We start from the raw sequence: 22,080 nt of genomic DNA, 5'->3' as shown, positions 1-22,080 counted from the left end.
TACCACTTGGTATGTCTTTTTTTTTGGAATATATATTACTTCTCTAGGCGAAGCATAATTTTTTAGGAGGAAACAAATGAAGAAAAAAATCAGAATACCTGATACGTACGTCATTATCTTTTTTGTAGTTGTCTTTGCTGCAATTCTTACTTACATTATCCCAGTTGGTAGCTTTACCATGGAAAAGATTCAATATGCTACTGAAGCTGGTATGAAAACTAGAACAGTTCCTGTTCCAGGAAGTTTTAAATATGCATTAAATGATTTAGGACAACCACTTACTAAGGGTATTCCTATATTTGCTGCTGGTGGAGATATGAGTGTTACTAACTATATTTTCGAAGGTCTTGTTAGTGGAGATAAGTGGGGAACTGCTGTTGGTATTATCGCATTTATCCTTATCACTGGTGGAGCTTTTGGTATTATTTTAAAAACTAAAGCTGTTGAAGCTGGAATACTTAATATGATTAAAAAGACTAAAGGATCTGAGGCGCTACTTATACCTCTTGTTTTCCTTCTATTCTCTTTAGGTGGAGCTGTATTTGGTATGGGAGAGGAAGCTATTCCTTTTGCTATGATCCTTATACCTATAGTTGTTGGTATGGGTTATGACTCTATTACTGGTATTTTTATGTGCTATATATCAACTCAAATTGGATTTGCTACATCTTGGATGAACCCTTTTAGTGTGGCTATTGCTCAAGGAGTTGCTGGAGTTCCTGTGCTTTCTGGAGCTATGTTCAGAATAGTTATGTGGGTATTCTTCACATCTTTTGGAATTATCTATACTATGAGATATGCTAAAAAAGTTAAAGCTAATCCTGAGTTATCAATATCTTACGAAACTGATAAGTTCTTTAGAGATGATTTTAAAGCTGATGAATCAGAGGATTTAGAGTTTAAATTTGGGCATAAACTTGTATTTTTAACAATATTCTTAGGAATGTCTTGGATTATTTGGGGAGTTGTTTTCCACGGATATTACTTACCTGAAATAGCTGCACAGTTTACTATTATGGGTGTTATTTCTGGAATCATTGGAGTAGTATTTAAGTTAAATGATATGACTGTTAATGATATTGCTATCTCTTTTAGAAAAGGTGCTGAGGACCTTATTGGAGCAGCAATGGTTGTTGGAATGGCAAAAGGTATTGTATTAGTTTTAGGTGGAGTAGATGCTGGAACTCCTACAGTTTTAAATACAGTTTTAAACTCTGTAGCTGGTGTTTTAAGTCATTTACATGCTTCTATATCTGCAGTTGCAATGTACTTCTTCCAGTCTGTATTCAACTTCTTTGTTGTATCAGGTTCTGGACAGGCAGCTTTAACAATGCCAATTATGGCACCACTTTCAGATTTAGTTGGTGTTCCTAGACAAGTTGCAGTATTAGCTTTCCAACTTGGAGATGGATTTACAAATATGTTTGTTCCTACATCTGGTATCTTAATGGCTATTTTAGGAATAGCTAAAATTGAGTGGGGAGTTTGGGCTAAACTTCAAATAAAGTTCCAAGGAATTCTTTTCCTTTTAGGTTCAATTTTCATGATTATTGGAGTTTTAATAAAGCTACAATAAAATATTTTTTCAAAATAGTTTGACATTTTTTATTAAAATGTTGTATACTCACTCTTAACAAAAACAAATAGAGGTTAGTTCACTTCCATATACGGAGCCTAAGGCCGACGGCGATGATGTTATGACCCTGTGAATTAAGTATTGTGACGCTGCCATAACAATACGCTTATTAACTTTAATTAAGTTCTCTAGGGCATACCATTCTTTGGTATGCCTTTTCTTTTGGGGTAGTAATTTTTTACTAATTTAGGGAGGATTTAAATGGTTTCATATGGGGTATTATCTATAATTCCAATTTTAATTGCAGTTTTTTTATCTATCAAAACTAAAAATGTAGTTTTGTCACTTTTTTCCAGTGTATTTTGTGGTATTTTCATTTTAAACGGTTACAATCCTCTAGAGACTACAAAGGTTCTAGTGGGAAAATATTTTATCAATCAACTTACAGATAGTTATAACGCTGGAGTTATTGTACTTATGATTTTTATTGGTGGATTTATTGAGCTTATGATGATGTCTGGTGGAGCTTACGCTTTTGCTGAGAGTTTTAAAAACTCTATAAATTCTAAAACTAAGGCTCAACTTTTAGCTTATTTTACAGGGATTATGATATTTTTCTCTGACTTAGGAACACCGTTAATTGTTGGACCAATCTTTAGTCCATTTTTTAAAAGATTAAAGCTTTCTAAGGAGAAACTAGCTTTTATACTAGATTCTACATCATCACCTGTGGCTGTTTTAGTCCCTTTTATTGGATGGGGAGTTTTTATCATAGGACTTTTACAAAAGGAGTTTGAGCTTTTAAATCTGTCTCTTTCAGACTATGAAAGCTTCATAAAATCTATTCCTTTTAACGTTTATCCAATATTAGCACTGACTATTATTCCAGCTTTAACACTACTAAAGCTAGATTTTGGACCTATGAGAACTTTTGAAAATAACCCAATTGATGAAAGTTCTTTTGAAATAGATAACTCAAAATATCATGTAGAAAATGCTAAAGGATCTTTTGTTTGGGTGCCAATACTAGTTCTTTTAGGAACTCTATTTTCAATGCTTGGTGTTTCTTTTATAACTTCTAGAGTTTCAGGAAGTGCTTTTAGAGCAGCTCTAACAAGTGGTTATCTATATGCAGCCCTTGTTTTAATGGGACTTATGCTTTTTTATAAAAGTAAAACATTTAAAGAGATATTTTCTATCTATCTGAATGGCATGAAAAAAATGAGTGAGATTGTTATAATTCTAATTTTAGCTTGGTCTTTAGGTGTTATTAATAAAGACCTTGGAGCTGATCAATTCTTAATTGGATTTTTAAAAACTTTAGATATTAATTCTGGATTTATTCCAGCTATTGCTTTTATATTTGGTGCTGTTATCTCCTTTTCAACTGGTAGTTCTTGGGGAACATACAGTATTATGGTACCACTAGTTATACCTATGGCTGTTACTTTTAATGCTCCACTTTATGTGACAATTGGAGCTATACTTTCAGGTGGACTTTTTGGAGACCATGTTTCACCAATTTCAGATACAACTATACTTTCATCAGCAGGAGCTGGATGTGATCATATAAATCACGTAAAAACTCAAACTCCATATGCTATAGTAAATGCTATTTTAGCTATATCGGTATTTTTAATCGGTGGATTTACACAAAATAGTTCGTTAATCCTTTTTGCAATAATTTCACAAATTGCAATTTTAATAGGAATAAAAATCTTTACTAAAAACAGATTCTATAAAGGAGATGACAAATGCAGTACTTTTCAGGAAGATTTAAAGAAGCAGCAAGTGAACTAATCCTAGATTTTCACTCCTCTATTCACTTTGATCAAAGGTTATATAGATACGACATTATGGGTAGTATCGCCCATGTGAGAGGTCTTTCTAAAATGGGGATTATTTCAAAAGACGATGGGGACCTTATTGAAAAAACTCTTTTAGAAATTCTAGAGGATATTGAAAATGGAAAGATTACTTTCTCTACAACTTATGAAGATATTCATATGAATATTGAAAAAATTCTTATTGATAGAATTGGTGATGTGGGAAAAAAACTTCACACTGGACGTAGTAGAAATGACCAGGTAGCTGTAGATATGAGACTTTTTACAAAGGATGAAGTAAAAAAAATCCAGTCCTATTTAATTGAACTAATTGAGGTTACTACTAACTTAGGAAAAGACCATTTAGAAACATATATGCCTGGGTTTACTCACCTTCAAAAGGCTCAACCAATATCATTTGGACACTATATGTTTGCATATTCTGAGATGTTTAAAAGAGACTTTATCCGTTTAAATAACGCTTTTGAACTACTTGATTACTCACCTCTTGGATGTGCAGCTCTAGCTGGTACAACTTATCCTATCGATAGGGAGTTTACTGCTCATACTTTAGGATTTAAAGGTCCAACTTTAAACTCTTTAGATGGAGTTAGTGATAGAGACTACTTAATTGAGATTATGTCTACTCTTTCAATTGTTATGATGCATCTTTCAAGGTTCTCTGAAGAGATTATTATCTATACTTCAAATGACTTTGGATATATTGAATTAAGTGATGCTTTTTCAACTGGAAGTAGCATAATGCCGCAAAAGAAAAATCCTGATGCAGCTGAACTAGTTAGGGGGAAAACTGGTAGAGTTTATGGGGATTTAATGGCACTTTTAACAACTATGAAGGGAATTCCTTTAGCATACAACAAAGATATGCAAGAGGATAAAGAAGTTTTCTTTGATGCTGTAGACACTGTGAAGGGATGTTTACAAGTATTTGTTGGGATGGTTAAGACGTTAAAGGTAAAGGATGAGGTTTTACTTTTAGCTTGTAACGATGGATTTATCAATGCCACTGACGTTGCAGACTACCTAACTGTTAAAGGAATGAGTTTTAGAGAAGCTTATAAAATAACTGGGGAGATTGTTAGTTACTGTATTGATAATGGGTTAAATTTAGAAACTTTATCACTTGAAAAATACAGGGAGTTTTCATATATTTTTAACGGGGATATATATGAAACAATAGCTATTAAAAATTGTGTTGAAAAAAGAAAGTCCTTAGGTGGACCAAGTAAAGAGAGTTTACTCTCTCACTTAGAAAGATTAAATGAATTTTTGGATGGGGCCAAGATAGATCTTATTAACTATAGATTAAACGATATTATGTAATAAGAAAAAAGGTATACTGGGGAGTATACCTTTTTATAATTTCACTAACTTCTCTACAGTTGGAATATCTGTTGGAACCCAATTTAAAGTCATTAACAACTCTTTTTTCATCCACTTAAACTCTTGATGTTCCACCAATTTAAAATCTGAGAAATCTAAAACTGTGCAGCTATATGTAGATAATTTTATAACAAACTCTTCATATTCTTTTTGAACTTCATCAAAAAGTTTATCTGCTCTTATATCTATATTTAACTCCTCTTTGATTTCTCTTTCTAAAGCTCTTTTAGGTTCCTCTCCCTCTTCAATCTTACCACCTGGGAACTCCCACATCCCTGGGAAAGTTTTATCCTTTGGCCTCATAGCACAAAATATATCTCCATTTGGATTTTCTAAAATAGCTCCTACTACCTCAATAATTTTTTTCATTAATTTCTCCTACTTCTGCTACTTGTAGCTCTTTTTCTACTCTTTCAGTAAGTTCAATATATATCTCTTTAGAAAGTGGATTCTCTAACTTTAAAGTTGTAGTTATCGGTTTTTCGTTCTTATAATCTACGCAATCCCCTTTTCCTATATAGATATATGGTTGAACTACACCATCAACCTCTTTATATTTTCTTACAAAAATATGTAAATTAATACCATGTTCTATATTTTTAACTATATTTTGTCCTCTTTCACTTCCAACTCTTGTTGTATTTGGACTTTCCCACTGAAAATGATATCTATCCAATATTTTATCATTGTATTTTATACTCTCTTTAATATCTGCCTCTTTATGTAAGTCTACAAATAAAAAATAATTATTTCCATTTGTAAATAAACCAGTTCCTCTAACAGAACTATGTTTCATTTGATAGTTACAAATTAATGCGACATCTTTCATAAAATAGTTTTCATACAACTTTAAAAATGGAAAACCATAATCCTCTGTTCCAAAACTTTCTTTATATTTTAAAAGTCCATAATCTAAAACCTCTAAAATATAATCTTTTATATCTTTATTTTTTAAAACTTCATTTAATAACTCTGTTTTCTCTATAGTTTCACCAAAAACTTGAAAAAGTTTTCCACATCTTTTCAAATCTTGTGAATCATAATAATCTCCATTTAAATATCTCATAGCATGATCTATATTATCGACAGTGTGATTAACATCAGATATCTCAATATATTTTCCAACTACTCCTAAAATATTACTTTTTGATAATTTTTTATCCTTTGCTATTAACTCACGAATTATTGCAAACTCATACACTCTTTTTATAGGTAAAAATCTCTCTATCTCACGAATAACCACTCTTTCTTTTTCATTTAATGAAAATAGATTATCCTTTACTTTATCTAGAAAATCTAAATATGATTTTTGAAGTCTTACATATTTATAAAAATTAGGAGCATCCTCATACTCAATAAAATCTAATGGTCTTGGAATTTTTCCCTTTAGATAATCTTTAAACTCATCATACTCAGCTTTTAAATACTTTAAACTATTAAAATTTTCATTATCTAGTTGTTTCAATATCTCTTGTTTACAAATCTCTTCCATCTTTACATGAATAGATTTAGAAAGATTATCAAAATCTCTTTTTACAGCTATTTTTATACTCTCTTTATCATAACCTTTTCTTCCCATAAGTGCCAATGCAATTAAAAAAGCTCTAGAATGGTTTCCTATAAAATCTATAACTGTTAAAAACTCCTTGTTTTCATAGTGTCTTAGCCCTCTTCCCAACTGCTGTGTAAATATAATTGGTGAAGCTGTTGGTCTTAGCATTAAAATACTATTTATACACGGAATATCTATTCCTTCATTAAAAATATTAACTGTAAATATAACTTCTAAATCCTGTGTATCTTTGAATTTTTTTATTATATCTTCTCTTAAATCTTTTCCATGATTTCCTGTTATAGTTGCTGCTTTTATCCCTTTTTTTAAAAACTCTTTAGTCATGTATTCACAGTGCTCAATAGAGACGCAGAACCCTATAGTTTTTCTTCTCTCTCCACTATATCCATAAAAATTCATCTTTTCTATAATAAAATCCACTCTTTTTTCCAAATTTAAAGCTTTAGTCACTGCAGCAATATCATTTAAATCTATTCCCTCTAAGTTTACATCTGATATATCCTTGACTCCATAATAATGAAATGGTGTTACAAGCTCTCTATCTAAAGCCTCTTGTAAACGAATTTCCACAGGGACATTCATATGGAAAATCTCATATATATTTCTACCATCACATCTTTCAGGTGTAGCTGTTAGTCCTAGTAAAAACTTTGGTTTAAAGTAATTTATAACCTTTTCATAACTTTTAGCAGTTATATGATGGGCTTCATCAACTATTATATAGTCAAACTCATACTCATTAAACTCTTGGTATCTATTATTTAAGCTTTGTATTGTGGCAAAAATATAATCTCTATCCACATTTTTTATATTTCCTGTAAAAAAACCCATAGTTTTTTCAGGCAGAATATTTTTAAAAGTTTCCATAGCAGATTTTAAGATATCTTCATTGTGAACTATAAAAAGCATTTTCTTAGCTTTAAATGCCTTTACATCAAAAGCCCCTAAATATGTTTTTCCTGTTCCTGTTGCTGCAATACAAAGAGCTCTTTTCTCCCCATACATTCTAGTTGTTTCTAAATTTTTTAAAGCTATCTCTTGCATATAATTTGGTTTTATATCCGACTCTTTATAGATCCCAAACTCATGGTCCTCTGCTGCTAAAAAATATTCATCTCTAACTTTTTTTCTTACAACTATCTCCTCTTTTTTTACATATGAAACTATATATGGATTTACATTTTCAACACCTTTTTCCCAAAGGTAATTAAACTCATTTAAAACCCCTTTTATGAAGTCACTATTTTTTTCTGTAGTAACTGCTGTATTCCATTCAATATTACTTTTAAGCCCACTTTTAGTAAGGTTAGAAGAACCTATTATAGCTTTATAGCAATCATCATACTCAAAGATATATCCTTTAGTATGAAATCCTTCCATCTTGTCACTATCAAAAAATTTAACCTCTATATTTTTAAATCTTTTTAAAAACTCTATAGATTTCAGTTCTGTAAAATGAAGATAGTTTGTTGTTAAAATTTTACCTTTTATATTATGTTTTTCACTTTTTTTCAAAATATCTAAAATTATTTGTACTCCTGCAAAGTTAATAAATGCCACAGAAAAACAGAAACTTTTAGCTTTTTTAAATCCATTTTCTATATATCTATATAAATTTCCATTATTTTCTAAGTTAGTATTACTTATAAATTCATATTTCATATATCCCCCATTAAAATAATATGTATTTATTACAGTTTATCACTTTCTAAAAGGGCTGTAAACTCTCTTATATCATCCATTAAATTTATATCTGGATTACATTTTAATACCATTCCATCTAAATACATTAAACTTTTTATTATATGAAACATTCCCTCTTCAAACTCCATCCCTGAATTTATAGCTAACTTTATTGTTTCCATCATACGTTTTGTTAAACTAACTTGAGAAACTGTAGAATTTTTAAAGTCTCTATAAAGAACTTTAAATTTTCTTGTAAACTTTAAATAGTTTTCCTCTTTCAATTTTTTTTCTGACATCTCATTTAAGTAAAAAGCTGATTTATCATAATCATACCTACTTAAATAATAGAAAAACCAAAATAATCCTACTCTTAATTTTGTTTTTACCCTTCCAATAGTCGAGCAATCTATAAGGTTTATATCCCCATTTTCTTCTAAAATTATATTTCCTGGATGCAAATCTCCGTGAAATATCCCTAATTTAAACATATAAAAAGTATGATATTTAAAAACTCGAAGAAGATCTGAATATTTTAACTCTTTTTCTTTTAATAAACTATTAAAACTTTTTCCCTCTATAAACTTTGATACAACCACCTTATCTGTGCATAAATTATCTATAAAATTTGAAAAATAAAGATTTTCCAAAGGAAACTTTCCTATATTCTCATCTTTTAACTTTTTTAAATATTCAGCACCCTCAACTTCATTTTTAAAATCCAACTCTCGTAGTGTTGATTCCTCAATATTATTTAAAACTTCCAATGGATTAAAGATTTTTTTCAATTTAGGATAAAAAAACAACACTAAATTAACTATCTTTTTTGCACTTTCTACATCCTCTAAAAAATCTTTTTTAAAGTTTTCTCTTCGAATCTTTATAGCAACTTTTTCACTTTTATTTCCACTGTTTCTTAGAAATCCAAGATGAACTTGCCCAATAGATGCTGATGCAAATGGAAGTTTTTCATAGGATTTCATAGCTGTTAAAATCCGCATATCATCTCCTATTATCTCATCTATATCCTGCTTTTGAGCTTCATAGCTATACTCATAAAGTTTTGCTAAATACACACATGTTGATTCATCTATAAAATCTGCTCTCAATGCATAGTACTGTGCTATTTTTACTGCTAAAAGCCCCATTTTTTCTATCTCTTCCAATGGTGGTGGGGAATTTGTATGAATTTTATATATCAATTTTACTAATTTGAAATTTTTCATATTTTCCTCCTAACTCTTTACATCTTTATACTAAAAAAGAGAGGTTACACCTCTCTTTTAAATTTATTTTACCATTTAGTTGCTGTATAATCTCCAGTTTTAGAGTTTTTAACAACATTTACATATACAACTTTTCCAGAACTTTGATCTATATAATCAGATATTCCAGATATTAAATATTGATAGTCTTGATTTAAATTAGGAGTCTCTGCTTGTACATGCCCTTTCACTCTCCAAAGAGGTATGTTATTTGCATAAGCTGATAAACTTAGTGCTTTTACAAAATAATTTACATATTGTGTATCATCGCTATACCAAGCCTCTTCAAACATTCCATTATGAACTCCACCATACGTTTGCTCTACTCCCCACCATTCATTTACAGGTGCTGGGAAACTCTCCTCTGTTGTAAATGGCCCCGTTGCAGTATAGTCATAAACTATGTTATAATTTGCTCCCTTATTTACAAAAGTTCTTGTATATCCTTTTGATGCTAACATATTCTGTAGAGAGTTCTCAAAAGTTTGTTTTTGTAATCCAGCCTCTGGTCCTTTAGATGATAGGTAATACGTTCCTGCTGGAATTGGTTTTGGTGCATATGAGTCCACAGCTACTAAATGTCCATCCATTAAAGATGTACACCCCTGAAACATTAGTAAAGCTAATGGAGATAGATAGGCTAACTTTTTTAACATAATAAAATCCTCCTTGAACTTATCTTCTTTAAAATAACTTTACTATAATATTTTTATTCTTCCTTTATTTCTTTTTATAATTTAAAATACGTATCCTATATGAACTTGGAATAACATCTCATTATTTAAAACGTTGTTAGATACTGAGAAGTCCATTGGTCCTAGGAATGTATCCCAACCAATTCCAACACCATATCCTTGTTTTTCCATATCCCAAATACCTTTTTCACTTCCAAAACCTGAGTAATAGTTATATGTTCCAATGTTATAGTTAAAACTTAGATATAAATTTGGAGCAACAGTATATTGTAATCCTGCACTACCTATAAAGAAGTTATCTGTATAAACTGAAGATATTGGTAGTCCTACAAAAGCATAATTTCTTCTCAATGGATTACTTCTTAACCCACCTAAATTAAACAATTCTGATAGTGGAGTATTTTCTGCATTATACATCTGTCCACCACTTAATCCAGTATTTAAAGACCAATTACTACTTAGTTGGAAATACTTCATTGCCATTACTGAATATCCTTCAAAAGAGTTTCCTTCCTTTGCATTTGTTTCAGAGAATACTTGCAATAACCCTTGACCACCTTTTGTTGCATACTCTGACTGATTCATCGTATCGTAGTAGAAACTAAATGTATTTGTAAAATATGATCCATCTTTTTTAAAGTATGAGAAATTTTTAAGTTTCTCTCCTGAAGAGTAGTTTGTTTCCATATTTTTATAACTTAGTGTATATCCTGCAATTATATCATTAAATATTGTTGTTCCTATTGATAAACTTGTTTCAAAAGTATTATTTTCATAAGTTGAAACATTATCTCCACCTTTATATAGGAATATAGGATTTAATCCATAACCTACTTCTGCTGAAACTAATAATTTATGATCCCAAACATTATATTGAGTCATATCTGTTAGTGATATTTTTGGATATTTTGAAAATTCAGCTTTTAATGTATAGTTCTTTTGAGAAAGATTAAACTTATTAAATACTGGTATTTCAGCTACAGCTTCTAATCCAGCTCCATAGTTTGAAACATAGAAAAGTCCTGCTTTTAACTTCGTATCCATTTTCTCTCTTACAGTAAAGTTAACTGTATCTCCATCAACTGTGTAGAATACTCTATCTACAAAGTTTTTAGCAAATATCTTTTCTGTCCATAGGTTTAATTCAGTTACCGTCATCTCACCTTTTTCTGGTCTTAACTTTTCCACCTCTTTCATAGTTAAGAGATCATTTCCATGAATATTTATATTTTTTATATCAAATTTTCTATTTTTCATTTGCTCTTTTTTAGCTTCTATTTCATTATATCTTTCTTTATCAGTTAACTTAGCAAGAGCATAATCAAGCTTTTCAGAGGCAACTTCTCCCTCTTTAACCAATTTCGGTAGATTATCAAAGTCCAAAGTACTATGTTTTTTTACATCAGGAGTGATTAAAATATCTGGGTAATGAGTTTGAATCTCAGTACTCTTATCACCATTATAAGTTGATAACTTATCTAGTATTTGAATTATATTTGAATTATCTGTTATAACAATAGGTTCTGCTGCTATATCTACTCCAATAACTATATCTGCTCCCATATTTACAGCTTGTAAAATTGGAAAGTTATCTGCAACTCCTCCATCTACGTAATAGTTATCTCCTTCTCTTATAGGATCTAAAAATGTTGGAATAGCCATACTTTTTAATGTTGCTAATGCTAAGTCTCCACTGTTTAGCTCCACAGATTTACCTGTTTGTAAATTTGTTGTCATAGCTCTAAAAGGTATTGGAAAATCCTTAAACTCATTTACATTTTCTGCTCTAGCAAAAATCTTTTTTAACTCTAAGTAAATGTACTCTCCATTTAAAACTCCCATTGGTAATGAAAGATTAAAATCCTTTGTTAAAGATATATTTAAAGGATATTTATTTGATTGAGTCTTTTGTACAATTCCCTCTAAGTCTCTATTTGATGAATTTCTAAATAAATCATAAAACTGCAAATCTGTTACTGTTTTTTCAATTTCATCAGGTGTATATCCCACAGAGTACATAGCCGCTATTATACTTCCTGCACTCGTTCCCACTATATAATCTATTGGGATTTGATACTTTTCTAGTGTCTTTAAAACACCTATATGAGCAGCTCCTTTAGCCCCTCCTCCACTTAGTACTAATCCTATTTTAGGTCTTGTTACATTTTGATTTTTTATAAAAGTCTGTTTTAGTGTTTCCAAGTTTTTTCTTTTTAACTCTAGCTCCTGTATCTGTTTATCGATCTCTTTTATCTTTTCTGCTGCTGTATTAACTCTGTTCGGTGAATCTTCAGCTGCAAAAATAGACAAAGAAATTATCAAAAACAACACTATTTTCTTTAGGTTTCCCATTTTTGTTTTTAATCCTCCCATATTTATTTAATCCTTTGATGATAATATTCCTGATCCAATTACAAGTCCTAGTATTACATTAGTAAGTACAATTCCAGTTATTATCTCCACAACAACTAAAAATTGTGCCAGCATAGTCATTGGATAAACATCTCCATATCCTACTGTTGTTATTGTTATAAAACTAAAATATATATGTTTAAAATAGAACTCAATTTGTGGTAAATCTTGAGTTATACCATTAAAAACTTGTGTTGAACTAAATAAACTAAGTACAGTATATAGTAGTCCAAAACTTATGGCAATAGTTATATAAGTTGTTATTACAATAATTACATCTGTTGGTACAATCTTCCTTCTTCTTCTTAAAAAATCTGTAAAAACATATTTTAAAATTATTATGTGACAGGCTATTAAAAGAATAATGTTTATAAAAGATAAAAAATAGAAAAAATACTTTAAACTACTCTCTTCTTCATTAATATTTAAAGAAAAATTTATAATTGGAACTAATATTAAATAATAAAATACTAAAGCTGTAGCTTTTAATGGACCATCTTTAAATATAAAGTTTTTTTGTTTTAAAAATACTATAGGTAATATACTAAAAAATATTTTTACAGTACTTAAAATTATTTCTAAAGATCCAATCCTATCTTTGTCTATAAGCACATGGGCTATAAGAGATATAAAAAATGCTATAGCTGCAGACAATGCTGCATTTTTAAGAAAATTATATATCTGTTCTTTTTTATATAATCTCATCTATCCTCCAAAATCTTTTTATAGAAATATACTTTCTAAATACCATTTTCCCTTTTTAAATTTCTCCAAAAGAATTTTATATCACCTCTTACTTTTAAAGTCAATAATTTCTCATCTTTTCATTTTGAAATATAATACATAATTTTATGCAATATTTTTCTAAAGATTATTTAATAAAAAAATGCCTAGTTTTTACTAGGCATTATCTATTTTTTTATTCTTTTTTCACAATCTACTCCACCAAGAAATTTACATAACTCTATAGTTTTTGGATTTTCAAATATTATTCCTGGAGGTCCCATCTCAACAATTTTTCCTCCACTTACAAAGATTACACAATCAGCTACACCTTTAGCAAACTCCATCTCATGAGTTACTAAAACCATATCTTTTTTATCTTTTCGTAATTCTTTTATCGCTTCTAAAATCTCCTTTGTTAAAGCTGGGTCTAGAGCTGATGTTGGTTCATCTAAAAGTAAAACTTTTGGTTTTAGTGCCATTGCTCTTACTATAGCAACTCTTTGCTGCTGTCCACCTGATAATTGATGTGGATATTTGCTTTCATGCTCATAAAGTCCAAATCTTTTAAGAAGTGTTTCAGCCCTCTCTTTAGCATCTTTAGCAGGTATTTTATGAACCTTTTCTAAAGGTAAAGTTATATTTTCTAAAGCTGTTAAGTGTGGAAATAAATTAAATGCTTGAAATACAACTCCAATACTTTTTCTATATTCATGAAGCTCCTCTTCCTCTTTGGGAATTCTCTCTCCATTCACTTCAATCTCACCACTATCTGAAACTTCTAGTCCAGCTAAAATTCTTAATAAAGTTGACTTTCCACCACCAGATGGTCCTATTATAACAATAGAATGTATATTTTTTACATCTAAATTTAAGCCGTTTAATACAACTTGTTCTCCAAAACTTTTGCACAAATTTTCTATTTTAATTTCCATAGTTATACCTCCTCTCTAAATACTTAGAAAGGTGAGAAATTGGATAAGTTAGTATTAAGTATCCAACTGCTAAAATACAGTAATTTTCTATTGGAGAAAAAGTTAACGAATCTACTTCTTGAACATTTTTTGTAAATTCATTTACTGCAATTATTGAAAGTAGTGATGAGTCCTTAATTAAACTTGCAAACTGCCCTGCAAGAGGTGGCATCACTCTTTTTATAACTTGTGGAAAAATTATATATCTATATGTTTGAAACTTTGTAAATGCCAAAGACCTTGCAGTTTCAATTTGAGTTTTATTTATACTTTCAATTCCAGCACGGATAATCTCTGAAACGTAAGCTCCAGAAAAAACTCCCATTATTAAAACTCCCATTAAATAACGATTTTCTATACCAAAAGCAGTTCCTATTACATAATAAAATAAGTATATTTGAACTATTAATGGTGTTCCACGAATAACCTCAGTAAATCCTTTCGCAAAATAATATGTAGGTAAAAAACTTCCTCTTTGTCCTAAGACCAAAAGTCCTCCTATTACAAAACTTGCTATTAAAGAGAATATTGAGATTATTAAAGTCATTGTAAACCCAATCATAAACTTATATTTATATTTTTCAATTATGCCTTCCCAATTATATGGATAATCTAATCTACTAAAAGCAAAATGAAAAACTCCTAAAACTATTACAGTTACTAAAACTATATTTATCCACTTTACTGTTGTAGTTTCACTTTCAGTTTTTGGTCTAAAAAATAGAGTTTTTAGTATACTCATATCATCTCCTAATCAAAGAAGAAAGGTACATTTTTCTCTTTAAAGAAAGCTCTCTCCTCACCTAAATACTTATCAGCTAACTTATTAAATCCACCATTAGCTTTATATTCTATTATAAATTCATCAATTTGAGCTCCTAAATCCTCTTCACCTTTTCTATAAGCTACTGCCCAAGGTTGTGATTCAGTTTCAAATTGAGCTAATAATGGTGTTGTTGAGTCTGAATTTCTTGTCCAGTTTCTATAAATTGTTAGTGGATCATATATAAAAGCATCCACTTTACCTTGAGAAACTTCTAGCACACAAGCACTCTCTTTATCAAAAACCATTATTTCTGCATTTGGAAAATATTTTTCAGCTACAGTGTGTCCACTTGTACCTTTTTTTACTGCAACTTTTTTACCTTTTTGATTTAATTCAGTAGCATTTGTAATTCCAGATTTATTATTAACTAACATTCCTAAATAACTTTTTGCATATGGTGTTGAAAAATTTACAGACTGTTTTCTCTCATCTGTTACTGACATTGATGAGATTATTATATCTATTTTTTTTGTTTTTAATGCTGGAATTAATCCTCCATAAGACATATCCTCTATAATAACATCTCTTCCTAAATATTCTCCAAGAGCATAAGCCATATCTACACTTATACCTGTTGGTTTCCCATTTTCATCAGACATTTCAAAAGGAGGGTATGCTAACTCCATTCCAACAATTAAAGGTTTTTCATTTGCAAAAACTAAACTTCCTAAAATCAATGTTAAAAAAAGTATTATTTTTTTCATAAATATCCTCCATCTTAAAAAAATTATTTTTATAGCTCTATTCTATTTCCGAATAAATCTAAATTTTCCTCTAAAATTTTTAATTTACTTCTACTAACAAATAAATTTTTATTACCTAAAAATGTTATTTTTTCTCCTTTATAATCAATCTCTTTTAAAAGATTTCTATTTATAAGAGTTCCTCTATCTACTTTAATAAAAAAACTAAACCCTTTTAATTTTTGTTCAACTTCGGCAAACCCTCTCTTAGAGTAATAAATCTTTCCATCTTTAGTTGTAATCTCTGTTTTTCTTGATAATCTACAATAATTCATATATATAATATCTTCTATTTTAATTATTGCTTTATAAAAATTATCATTTATAACTATTTCTTTTGCATCTTGAATAATAATTTTTTTATTAAAAAGTTCATCTAAAGTTTTTTCTATTTCAAAATAATCATCTCTATATACGCAATCATAGATTTCTCTTTTTTTAAAATACTCTTTAATTTTTTTTAATTCTTCATCTCTAGAACATAATAACACAACAGGAATATTTTTTCTACTAAAAAAGTGTATTTTACTATCGTCTTTTTCATATTTTAAATCAAGAATAACAACATCTATTTTTTCTATTTCATAATCAATTACACTATCAATTGAATAAAACTCAACCTCAAGAAGTTCTCTTAATATCTCTTGTAAATTTAAATCTATATTAATACCTATTTTCTTCAATTAAGTTCCTCCTGCAGCTTTTCAAATCTATATCTACTTGCAACTAATGATAGTTTTTCAACTATATCCTCTAAATATCTTTTCTCTTCGTATACTAATTTAGTGTCTCTATTTTGAATTAATATAAGTCCAACAAATGGATTCTTATTAGATTTCAATCTAACTGCATAATCATATTTTTTATCTATTATATCATTTTTTTCTAATATTATCTCATCTTCATCATAATATCTATCTAATAAAAAGTTTTTATAATCATCTCTTTGGGTTAATATGATGCTTTCTACCTCTTTTAATTCTAAATTCTTTTTTAGCTCTTTAGAAAGTTGCTCTTTAAATTCCTCAGAATTTTTTGTTAAATACATCCTGTTTACAAGATTTTCAATATAATATTTATCAACTCTTAAAGTTCCCTTTATAAAATGTGTACATAAATTTAAAAATAAAAATGAAAAAACAATTGCTAAAGCTATTAAAACACTTTCTGTTACTACAAAAAATAGATATATATGCAAAAACATTTGGAACATTTTTAATGTTAATACTTTTATTTTACCCATAGTGTTTACATCTGTTAAAAATATATACCAAAATATAAAAACAAATTCAAACATATTTAAATAATAAAAATATTTATTATTATTTATAAAAAATTCTACTCCTAAAGATAATATTATAAAACTTCCAATCATAGCAAAATTTTTCTTTTCAATTTTTTTTATTATTTGCTTTTTCTTTATTTTAATAGAGTTTAGTCGAAACATTATTAGTATTATGATTAAAGAGTCTATCCATACATAAAAAAATGTTGCTACTTTTATAAGAGCTAAATAGTTTATTACTAAATAGTTTAGAATTCTTCTATCTAAAATTGCACTTAATACTATAACTTCTCCACTGTAGTACATTAAAAACAGAATCCATAATCCTATATTTACAGGTAAATCTTTTTTCAATTTAATACTTTTATTCTTCACATAAAGCAATAAATACAATCCTAATAAACTTGTTATTGTAAGATTCATTCTAGTCATAATAATATTTGAAAAAACTTCAGAGTTAGTTAAAAGAATTTTTAAACAAAGAAGAGTAATTGGAAATATTAAATCTTTTTTTCTTAAAATTTCTTTCTTGAATATATAAAGCAATCTTAAATTAAAAATTAAAAATAAACCTGTTAAGAAGTTTAAAAAGATCTTATTTTTTAAAAGATTATCTTTTGGAATGTAATTTAAGTAGTGTTTTAAAGGGCTTTTTTCATTTTTTGTCACTTCATAATATCGATTTGGCTGCTTATTATCTTGTATCTCTATCAAATACTCTCCTGGAGTACTATCTATGTTCATATAATCATCTAAATATGGAAAAAGTTTAATTGGTTTCAATTGATTCTTCTCTTTTTTATATAATGATATTACCTCTTGATTTTTATTAAAAAGATCTTTGCTTTCTCTATTAGTAATTATAGATATAAAATTATTGCTATCTCTAGCTACATATGTTAAAAAAGATAATATTACTAAGAATATACTTATATATATTCCCATTCTTTTTTTTATGTTCATTCCTCCTCCTAAATTTTAAACTTTTATTTATTATAACATTTTAATGACATAATTGAAAAATAAAAAACCTCCCCAGTTTTCTGAGGAGGTTTTCTATCTATTTCTAGACGTCGGGGCACTTCAAACTTTAACACAACGTTAATGTTTCAAGGGTAAGTTTCCTTACGTCTTAGATTATACAGGTTTTTATCTTTTTTTAAAGCCCTTCAGAACATTAAGCACACTTTTAGACACAATTCTTTAAATTTTGTGAACATTATTTAAATTTTTTAAATCTCTTCTCCACATCTTTTTAAAAGAGCTTCCCATCTTCTATCCACTTCATTTTGCATCTCTTCTATTAAATGTTCATTTCCAGGTTTGAACAGATGAGCAAATCTACCTTGATCTTTTATAAACTCTGTAATTGGAAGTTTATTTTTAGGTCTATAAGATAGTTTCCACTCTCCATTTATAACTTCAAACAGTGGCCAGTAACAAGTTTCAACTGCTAACTTACACATCTCCATAAGTTTTTCTGTTGAATATCTCCACCCTCTTGGACAAGGTGCTAAAACATTTAAAAATGCTGCTCCCTCTGTATAGATGGCTTTTTCTGATTTTTCATGTAAATCTTTCATATTTCCTAGGAATGTTGTTTGAGCAACATATGGAATATTGTGATCAGCAATAATAGCCGTTAAATCTTTTCTACTTTGAACTTTTCCATTACTATCTTTACCGATAGGTGAAGTTGTTGTATCAGCATATCTTGGTGTTGCTGATGATCTTTGAATCCCTGTATTCATGTATGCTCCGTTGTCATAACATACATAAACCATATCGTGTCCTCTTTCCATTGCTCCAGAAAGTGATTGGAATCCTATATCATAAGTTCCTCCGTCTCCTCCGAAAGCTATGAATTTATATGTATCATCTATTTTTCCACGTCTTTTTAAAGCATTGTAAGCTCCTTCTACACCACTTAAAGTTGCTCCTGCATTTTCAAAAGCACTATGGATAAACGAATCTTTCCAAGCTGTATATGGATACATAAATGTTGAAACCTCTAAACATCCAGTAGCATTTGCAATAACTGCCTTATCCTCAACTTTTAAAGCTCTTAAAACTCCTCTTACAGCAACTCCTGCTCCACATCCAGCACAAAGTCTATGTCCTCCAGTTAATCTCTCTGGTTTATTCATTTCCTCTTTAAAATTATATGCCATCTTACTACCCCCTTACTCCTAAGTGTCTGTAAACTCTACCAACTTCAAAATCTGATGTATGTGCTAAAAGTAATTCTGGGTTGTAAGCTATCTCCACTTGATCCTCTATAAGTTGTTTTGCGTGTGCTTCATAAAGAAGTTCATTAAATACTCCTTTTATAGTATCTACAGTTACGTCTCTTCCTCCTAAACCATAAACATAGTTAAACATTTCTGGTCTATCGTGTGAATCATAAAGTGCTGATCTAACCTCAGCAAAAAGTGGTCCTCCTGCTCCAGAGAATCCCTCACATTTATCCATTACTCCTACAACTTTTATTCCTGTTAAAGTATACTTTAACTCATCAAATGGGAATGGTCTAAATACTCTAATCTTAATTAGTCCAACTTTTTTCCCTTCTGCTCTTAACTCATCTACAGCTTCTTTTGCTGTTCCAGCAGTTGAGTTTATAACAACTATAGCTACATCCGCATCTTGCATTTTATACTCTTCAAAGAATGAGTATTTTCTACCCGTTAATTTTTCATAATCTTTTGCAACCTCTTTTATAACCTGTCTTGCTTTCATCATAGCATTAGCTTGTTGAACTTTATGCTCCATATAGAAATTAGCCGTGTCATATGGCCCGTGAGCTATTGGTCTAGCTGAGTTTAATAGATAATCCTCTGGATTATACTCTCCTACAAAAGCCTTTACTTTATCATCCTCTAAAAGCTCTATGTTTTCAACAGCGTGAGATGTTATAAATCCATCTTGGCAAACCATTGCAGGAAGCATAACTCTTGGATCTTCAGCTATTTTTACTGCTTGAATATAGTTATCATATGCTTCTTGATTTGTTTCACTATATATTTGAATCCATCCAGTATCTCTTGCTCCCATTGAATCACTGTGATCTGCATTTATATTTATTGGTCCTGTTAGTGCTCTATTTATAAGTGCCATAGTTATTGGCAATCTCATTGAAGAGGCTACATATAGCATTTCCCACATTAAAGCAAGTCCACATGATGAAGTAGCTGTCATAGTTCTAGCACCTGCTGCTTGAGCTCCTATAGCTGCTGACATTGCACTGTGCTCTGATTCTACTGGAATAAACTCTGTGTTTACATTTCCATCTGCTACATACTTAGAGAAGTATTGTGGTACCTCAGTTGATGGTGTAATTGGAAATGCTGGCATTACATCTGGATTTATCTGTCTCATGGCTGTGGCTACAGCTTCGTTTCCTGACATTCTCTCTCTTATACTCATTTTCCTCTCTCCTCCTAAGCCTTTGTAAACTCTATCGCTTTAAATGGGCATACTGCAAAACAAACTCCACACCCTTTGCAGTGATCCTGATCAAAATCTAGTCTTTTTCCATTTTTAACTGGAATAGCTGAATCTGGGCATACTGGGATACATAGTAAACATTGCTTACAGTTCTCCTCAATAAAATCAACTTTCATTGTTCTCCAGTCACCAGTTTTAAAGTTTTCAGCACTTCCAGCTTCATATACTACTCCACCAGGAGTTATCTCTTGCCAAGTTATAGTTTCATCTATTATTCTACCGTTTTTATTTTTCATTATCCTTCCACCTCATCCATTGAACGCTTTAACGCACACATATTCCCCTCTAAAACTTGAGGTTTAGTACTAAATTTATGTTTAAACGACTCTTCCATATTTTTTATAAATTCAGCTTCTGGTATAAGTTCACTAACTTTTACAACTGCTCCTAACATCGGTGTATTTGGGAAATATTTTCCTAAACACTCTTCAGATATTTTTCTAGCATTACATGTATAAAGTCTTCCTGTATAACCTCTCAATTCAGCTCTTAATTCCTCAGGGCTTCTCTCACTATTTACAATTATAGCTCCGCCCTCTTTAAGACCTTTTTCTACTTCAATTGCTTTTATTAAAGTTTCATCTACTACAACTACAAAGTTTGGTTCATAAATATTTGAATGAACTCTAATTGGTTCATTTCCTATACGATTATAAGCTGTTATTGGTGCTCCCATTCTCTCTGGTCCATACTCAGGAAATCCCTGAACATACATTCCACTGCTAAATGCTACATCTGCTAATAGAAGAGAAGCTGTCTTTGCACCTTGTCCACCTCTACCATGCCATCTGATTTCTACCATTTTACCCATGATCTACCATCCTTTTTTAAATTTTACTTAAATAACGATATATTGTTGATTCAGAAACATTTAAAGCTTCTGAGACCTCTAAAACTCCACCTCTTAAATCAAATATCCCCTTTTGGTGAAGTTTTTTTATAACATTAAGTTTCTCCTCCCCCTCTATCTCTTTCCAAGATACTCTACCTTTCAAAATCTCTAGTAAAGCCTTGTTTATCATCTCTTTTATAGAGTTTGGAAAATCTACTTCTGTTACCACTTCTTTTTCATCTTTTAAATTTAGACCAAAATTTGCCATACACTCCATTTGATAAGCTATATTTAAATAACTGCTCACATCTACATTTACACATATCATTCCAATAATATTCTCATCTATATTTTTTATAAAAAATGTTGAGGATCTAAGAATTTTTCCTCCTACAACACCTTTTGAGTTTGTTATAAACTCCCTATCATCATAGAGTCTTTCTTTTAAAATTTTCAATCCAAATTCACTCATAGGAGAACCTATCTCTCTTCCACTTACATGGTTGTTGAATATCTCGATACTAGAACTACTTATATCCCTCAAATCATGAAGAACTACTTCTACATTTTCCCCATAACATTTAGACATAAATCTTGCTACTTTTCTATACTCTTCTAAGATCTCTAAGTCTCCTTTCAAATTTATCCCCCTCCTTTTCCAATATAGGTATATACCCCACACCTTTCAAAAAGTCAAAAAATTTTTTCTTACAATAAGAATTTTTTTCTCATTTTTCATATTCAATAAAAAAAGGG

19 protein-coding genes are annotated in these 22,080 nt (G+C 29.7%); 3 read left to right on the top strand and 16 right to left on the bottom strand.

The genetic code is table 11. The annotated features are described in order from the left end of the window. The first annotated feature begins 76 nt into the window (after positions 1–76). From yfcC to argH, 3 genes are all read left to right on the top strand, one after another. Entirely contained in the window at positions 77–1,576 is a 1,500-nt protein-coding gene (gene yfcC, locus MKD34_RS00595; RefSeq protein WP_240219216.1) for a putative basic amino acid antiporter YfcC, read from the top strand. A gap of 261 nt (positions 1,577–1,837) precedes the next feature. Beyond that, positions 1,838–3,376 (top strand): Na+/H+ antiporter NhaC family protein, encoded by a 1,539-nt coding sequence (locus MKD34_RS00590; protein WP_240219215.1) that lies wholly within the window; start codon positions 1,838–1,840, stop codon positions 3,374–3,376. Continuing rightward, a complete protein-coding gene (argH, locus tag MKD34_RS00585; protein ID WP_240219214.1) occupies positions 3,331–4,746 on the top strand; it encodes an argininosuccinate lyase in 1,416 nt (471 codons plus the stop codon). Before MKD34_RS00590 ends, argH begins: the two co-directional genes overlap by 46 nt. A gap of 33 nt (positions 4,747–4,779) precedes the next feature. Here the strand turns inward: argH and MKD34_RS00580 are convergent, their stop codons facing one another. The 16 genes from MKD34_RS00580 to MKD34_RS00505 form a co-directional block, all read right to left on the bottom strand. Beyond that, entirely contained in the window at positions 4,780–5,175 is a 396-nt protein-coding gene (locus MKD34_RS00580) for a (deoxy)nucleoside triphosphate pyrophosphohydrolase (RefSeq protein WP_240219213.1), read from the bottom strand. Further along, positions 5,159–8,041 carry a DEAD/DEAH box helicase gene (locus MKD34_RS00575; protein WP_240219212.1) on the bottom strand — a complete coding sequence of 961 codons (2,883 nt, stop codon included), beginning with the start codon at positions 8,039–8,041 and terminating at the stop codon, positions 5,159–5,161. Before MKD34_RS00575 ends, MKD34_RS00580 begins: the two co-directional genes overlap by 17 nt. 29 nt (positions 8,042–8,070) lie before the next feature. Then, positions 8,071–9,288: an AarF/UbiB family protein gene (locus MKD34_RS00570; RefSeq protein ID WP_240219211.1), complete on the bottom strand. Its 1,218-nt coding sequence runs from the start codon at positions 9,286–9,288 to the stop codon at positions 8,071–8,073. 68 nt (positions 9,289–9,356) lie between these two features. Continuing rightward, positions 9,357–9,983: a hypothetical protein gene (locus MKD34_RS00565; RefSeq protein ID WP_240219210.1), complete on the bottom strand. Its 627-nt coding sequence runs from the start codon at positions 9,981–9,983 to the stop codon at positions 9,357–9,359. An 81-nt stretch (positions 9,984–10,064) separates the two neighbouring features. After that, the gene (locus MKD34_RS00560; protein ID WP_240219209.1) at positions 10,065–12,374 is read right to left on the bottom strand and encodes a patatin-like phospholipase family protein; all 2,310 of its coding nucleotides are present in this window, start codon (positions 12,372–12,374) and stop codon (positions 10,065–10,067) included. A 27-nt stretch (positions 12,375–12,401) separates the two neighbouring features. Further along, positions 12,402–13,139 carry a potassium channel family protein gene (locus MKD34_RS00555; RefSeq protein WP_240219208.1) on the bottom strand — a complete coding sequence of 246 codons (738 nt, stop codon included), beginning with the start codon at positions 13,137–13,139 and terminating at the stop codon, positions 12,402–12,404. 206 nt (positions 13,140–13,345) lie between these two features. After that, positions 13,346–14,092 (bottom strand): amino acid ABC transporter ATP-binding protein, encoded by a 747-nt coding sequence (locus tag MKD34_RS00550; protein WP_240219207.1) that lies wholly within the window; start codon positions 14,090–14,092, stop codon positions 13,346–13,348. Then, complete coding sequence (locus tag MKD34_RS00545) at positions 14,082–14,873, bottom strand: amino acid ABC transporter permease (protein ID WP_240219206.1); 792 nt, start codon at positions 14,871–14,873, stop codon at positions 14,082–14,084. Before MKD34_RS00545 ends, MKD34_RS00550 begins: the two co-directional genes overlap by 11 nt. 8 nt (positions 14,874–14,881) lie before the next feature. Continuing rightward, positions 14,882–15,661, bottom strand: coding sequence for a transporter substrate-binding domain-containing protein (locus MKD34_RS00540; protein ID WP_240219205.1), 780 nt, complete (start codon positions 15,659–15,661; stop codon positions 14,882–14,884). Between the two features lie 29 nt (positions 15,662–15,690). Continuing rightward, on the bottom strand, positions 15,691–16,383 hold the full coding sequence (locus MKD34_RS00535) for a LytTR family transcriptional regulator DNA-binding domain-containing protein (RefSeq protein WP_240219204.1): 693 nt from the start codon (positions 16,381–16,383) through the stop codon (positions 15,691–15,693). Next, a complete protein-coding gene (locus MKD34_RS00530) occupies positions 16,380–17,948 on the bottom strand; it encodes a hypothetical protein (protein WP_240219203.1) in 1,569 nt (522 codons plus the stop codon). Before MKD34_RS00530 ends, MKD34_RS00535 begins: the two co-directional genes overlap by 4 nt. Before the next feature lie 269 nt (positions 17,949–18,217). Further along, positions 18,218–19,156 carry a thiamine pyrophosphate-dependent enzyme gene (locus MKD34_RS00525; RefSeq protein WP_240219202.1) on the bottom strand — a complete coding sequence of 313 codons (939 nt, stop codon included), beginning with the start codon at positions 19,154–19,156 and terminating at the stop codon, positions 18,218–18,220. Positions 19,157–19,160: 4 nt separating this feature from the next. Then, on the bottom strand, positions 19,161–20,411 hold the full coding sequence (gene porA, locus MKD34_RS00520; RefSeq protein WP_240219201.1) for a pyruvate ferredoxin oxidoreductase: 1,251 nt from the start codon (positions 20,409–20,411) through the stop codon (positions 19,161–19,163). A gap of 14 nt (positions 20,412–20,425) precedes the next feature. Continuing rightward, positions 20,426–20,728, bottom strand: a complete 303-nt coding sequence (locus MKD34_RS00515) for a 4Fe-4S binding protein (RefSeq protein WP_240219200.1) — start codon at positions 20,726–20,728, stop codon at positions 20,426–20,428. Beyond that, positions 20,728–21,303, bottom strand: coding sequence for a 2-oxoacid:acceptor oxidoreductase family protein (locus MKD34_RS00510; protein WP_240219199.1), 576 nt, complete (start codon positions 21,301–21,303; stop codon positions 20,728–20,730). The genes MKD34_RS00515 and MKD34_RS00510 overlap by 1 nt, the downstream gene beginning before the upstream one ends. Before the next feature lie 16 nt (positions 21,304–21,319). Continuing rightward, entirely contained in the window at positions 21,320–21,964 is a 645-nt protein-coding gene (locus MKD34_RS00505) for a helix-turn-helix transcriptional regulator (protein WP_240219198.1), read from the bottom strand. Positions 21,965–22,080 lie beyond the last annotated feature (116 nt).

The organism is Cetobacterium somerae (assembly GCF_022430525.1).
Lineage (GTDB): Bacteria > Fusobacteriota > Fusobacteriia > Fusobacteriales > Fusobacteriaceae > Cetobacterium_A.
The sequence above is the reverse complement of the archived record's forward strand: the minus strand, read 5'-3'. Positions and strand labels throughout refer to the sequence as shown.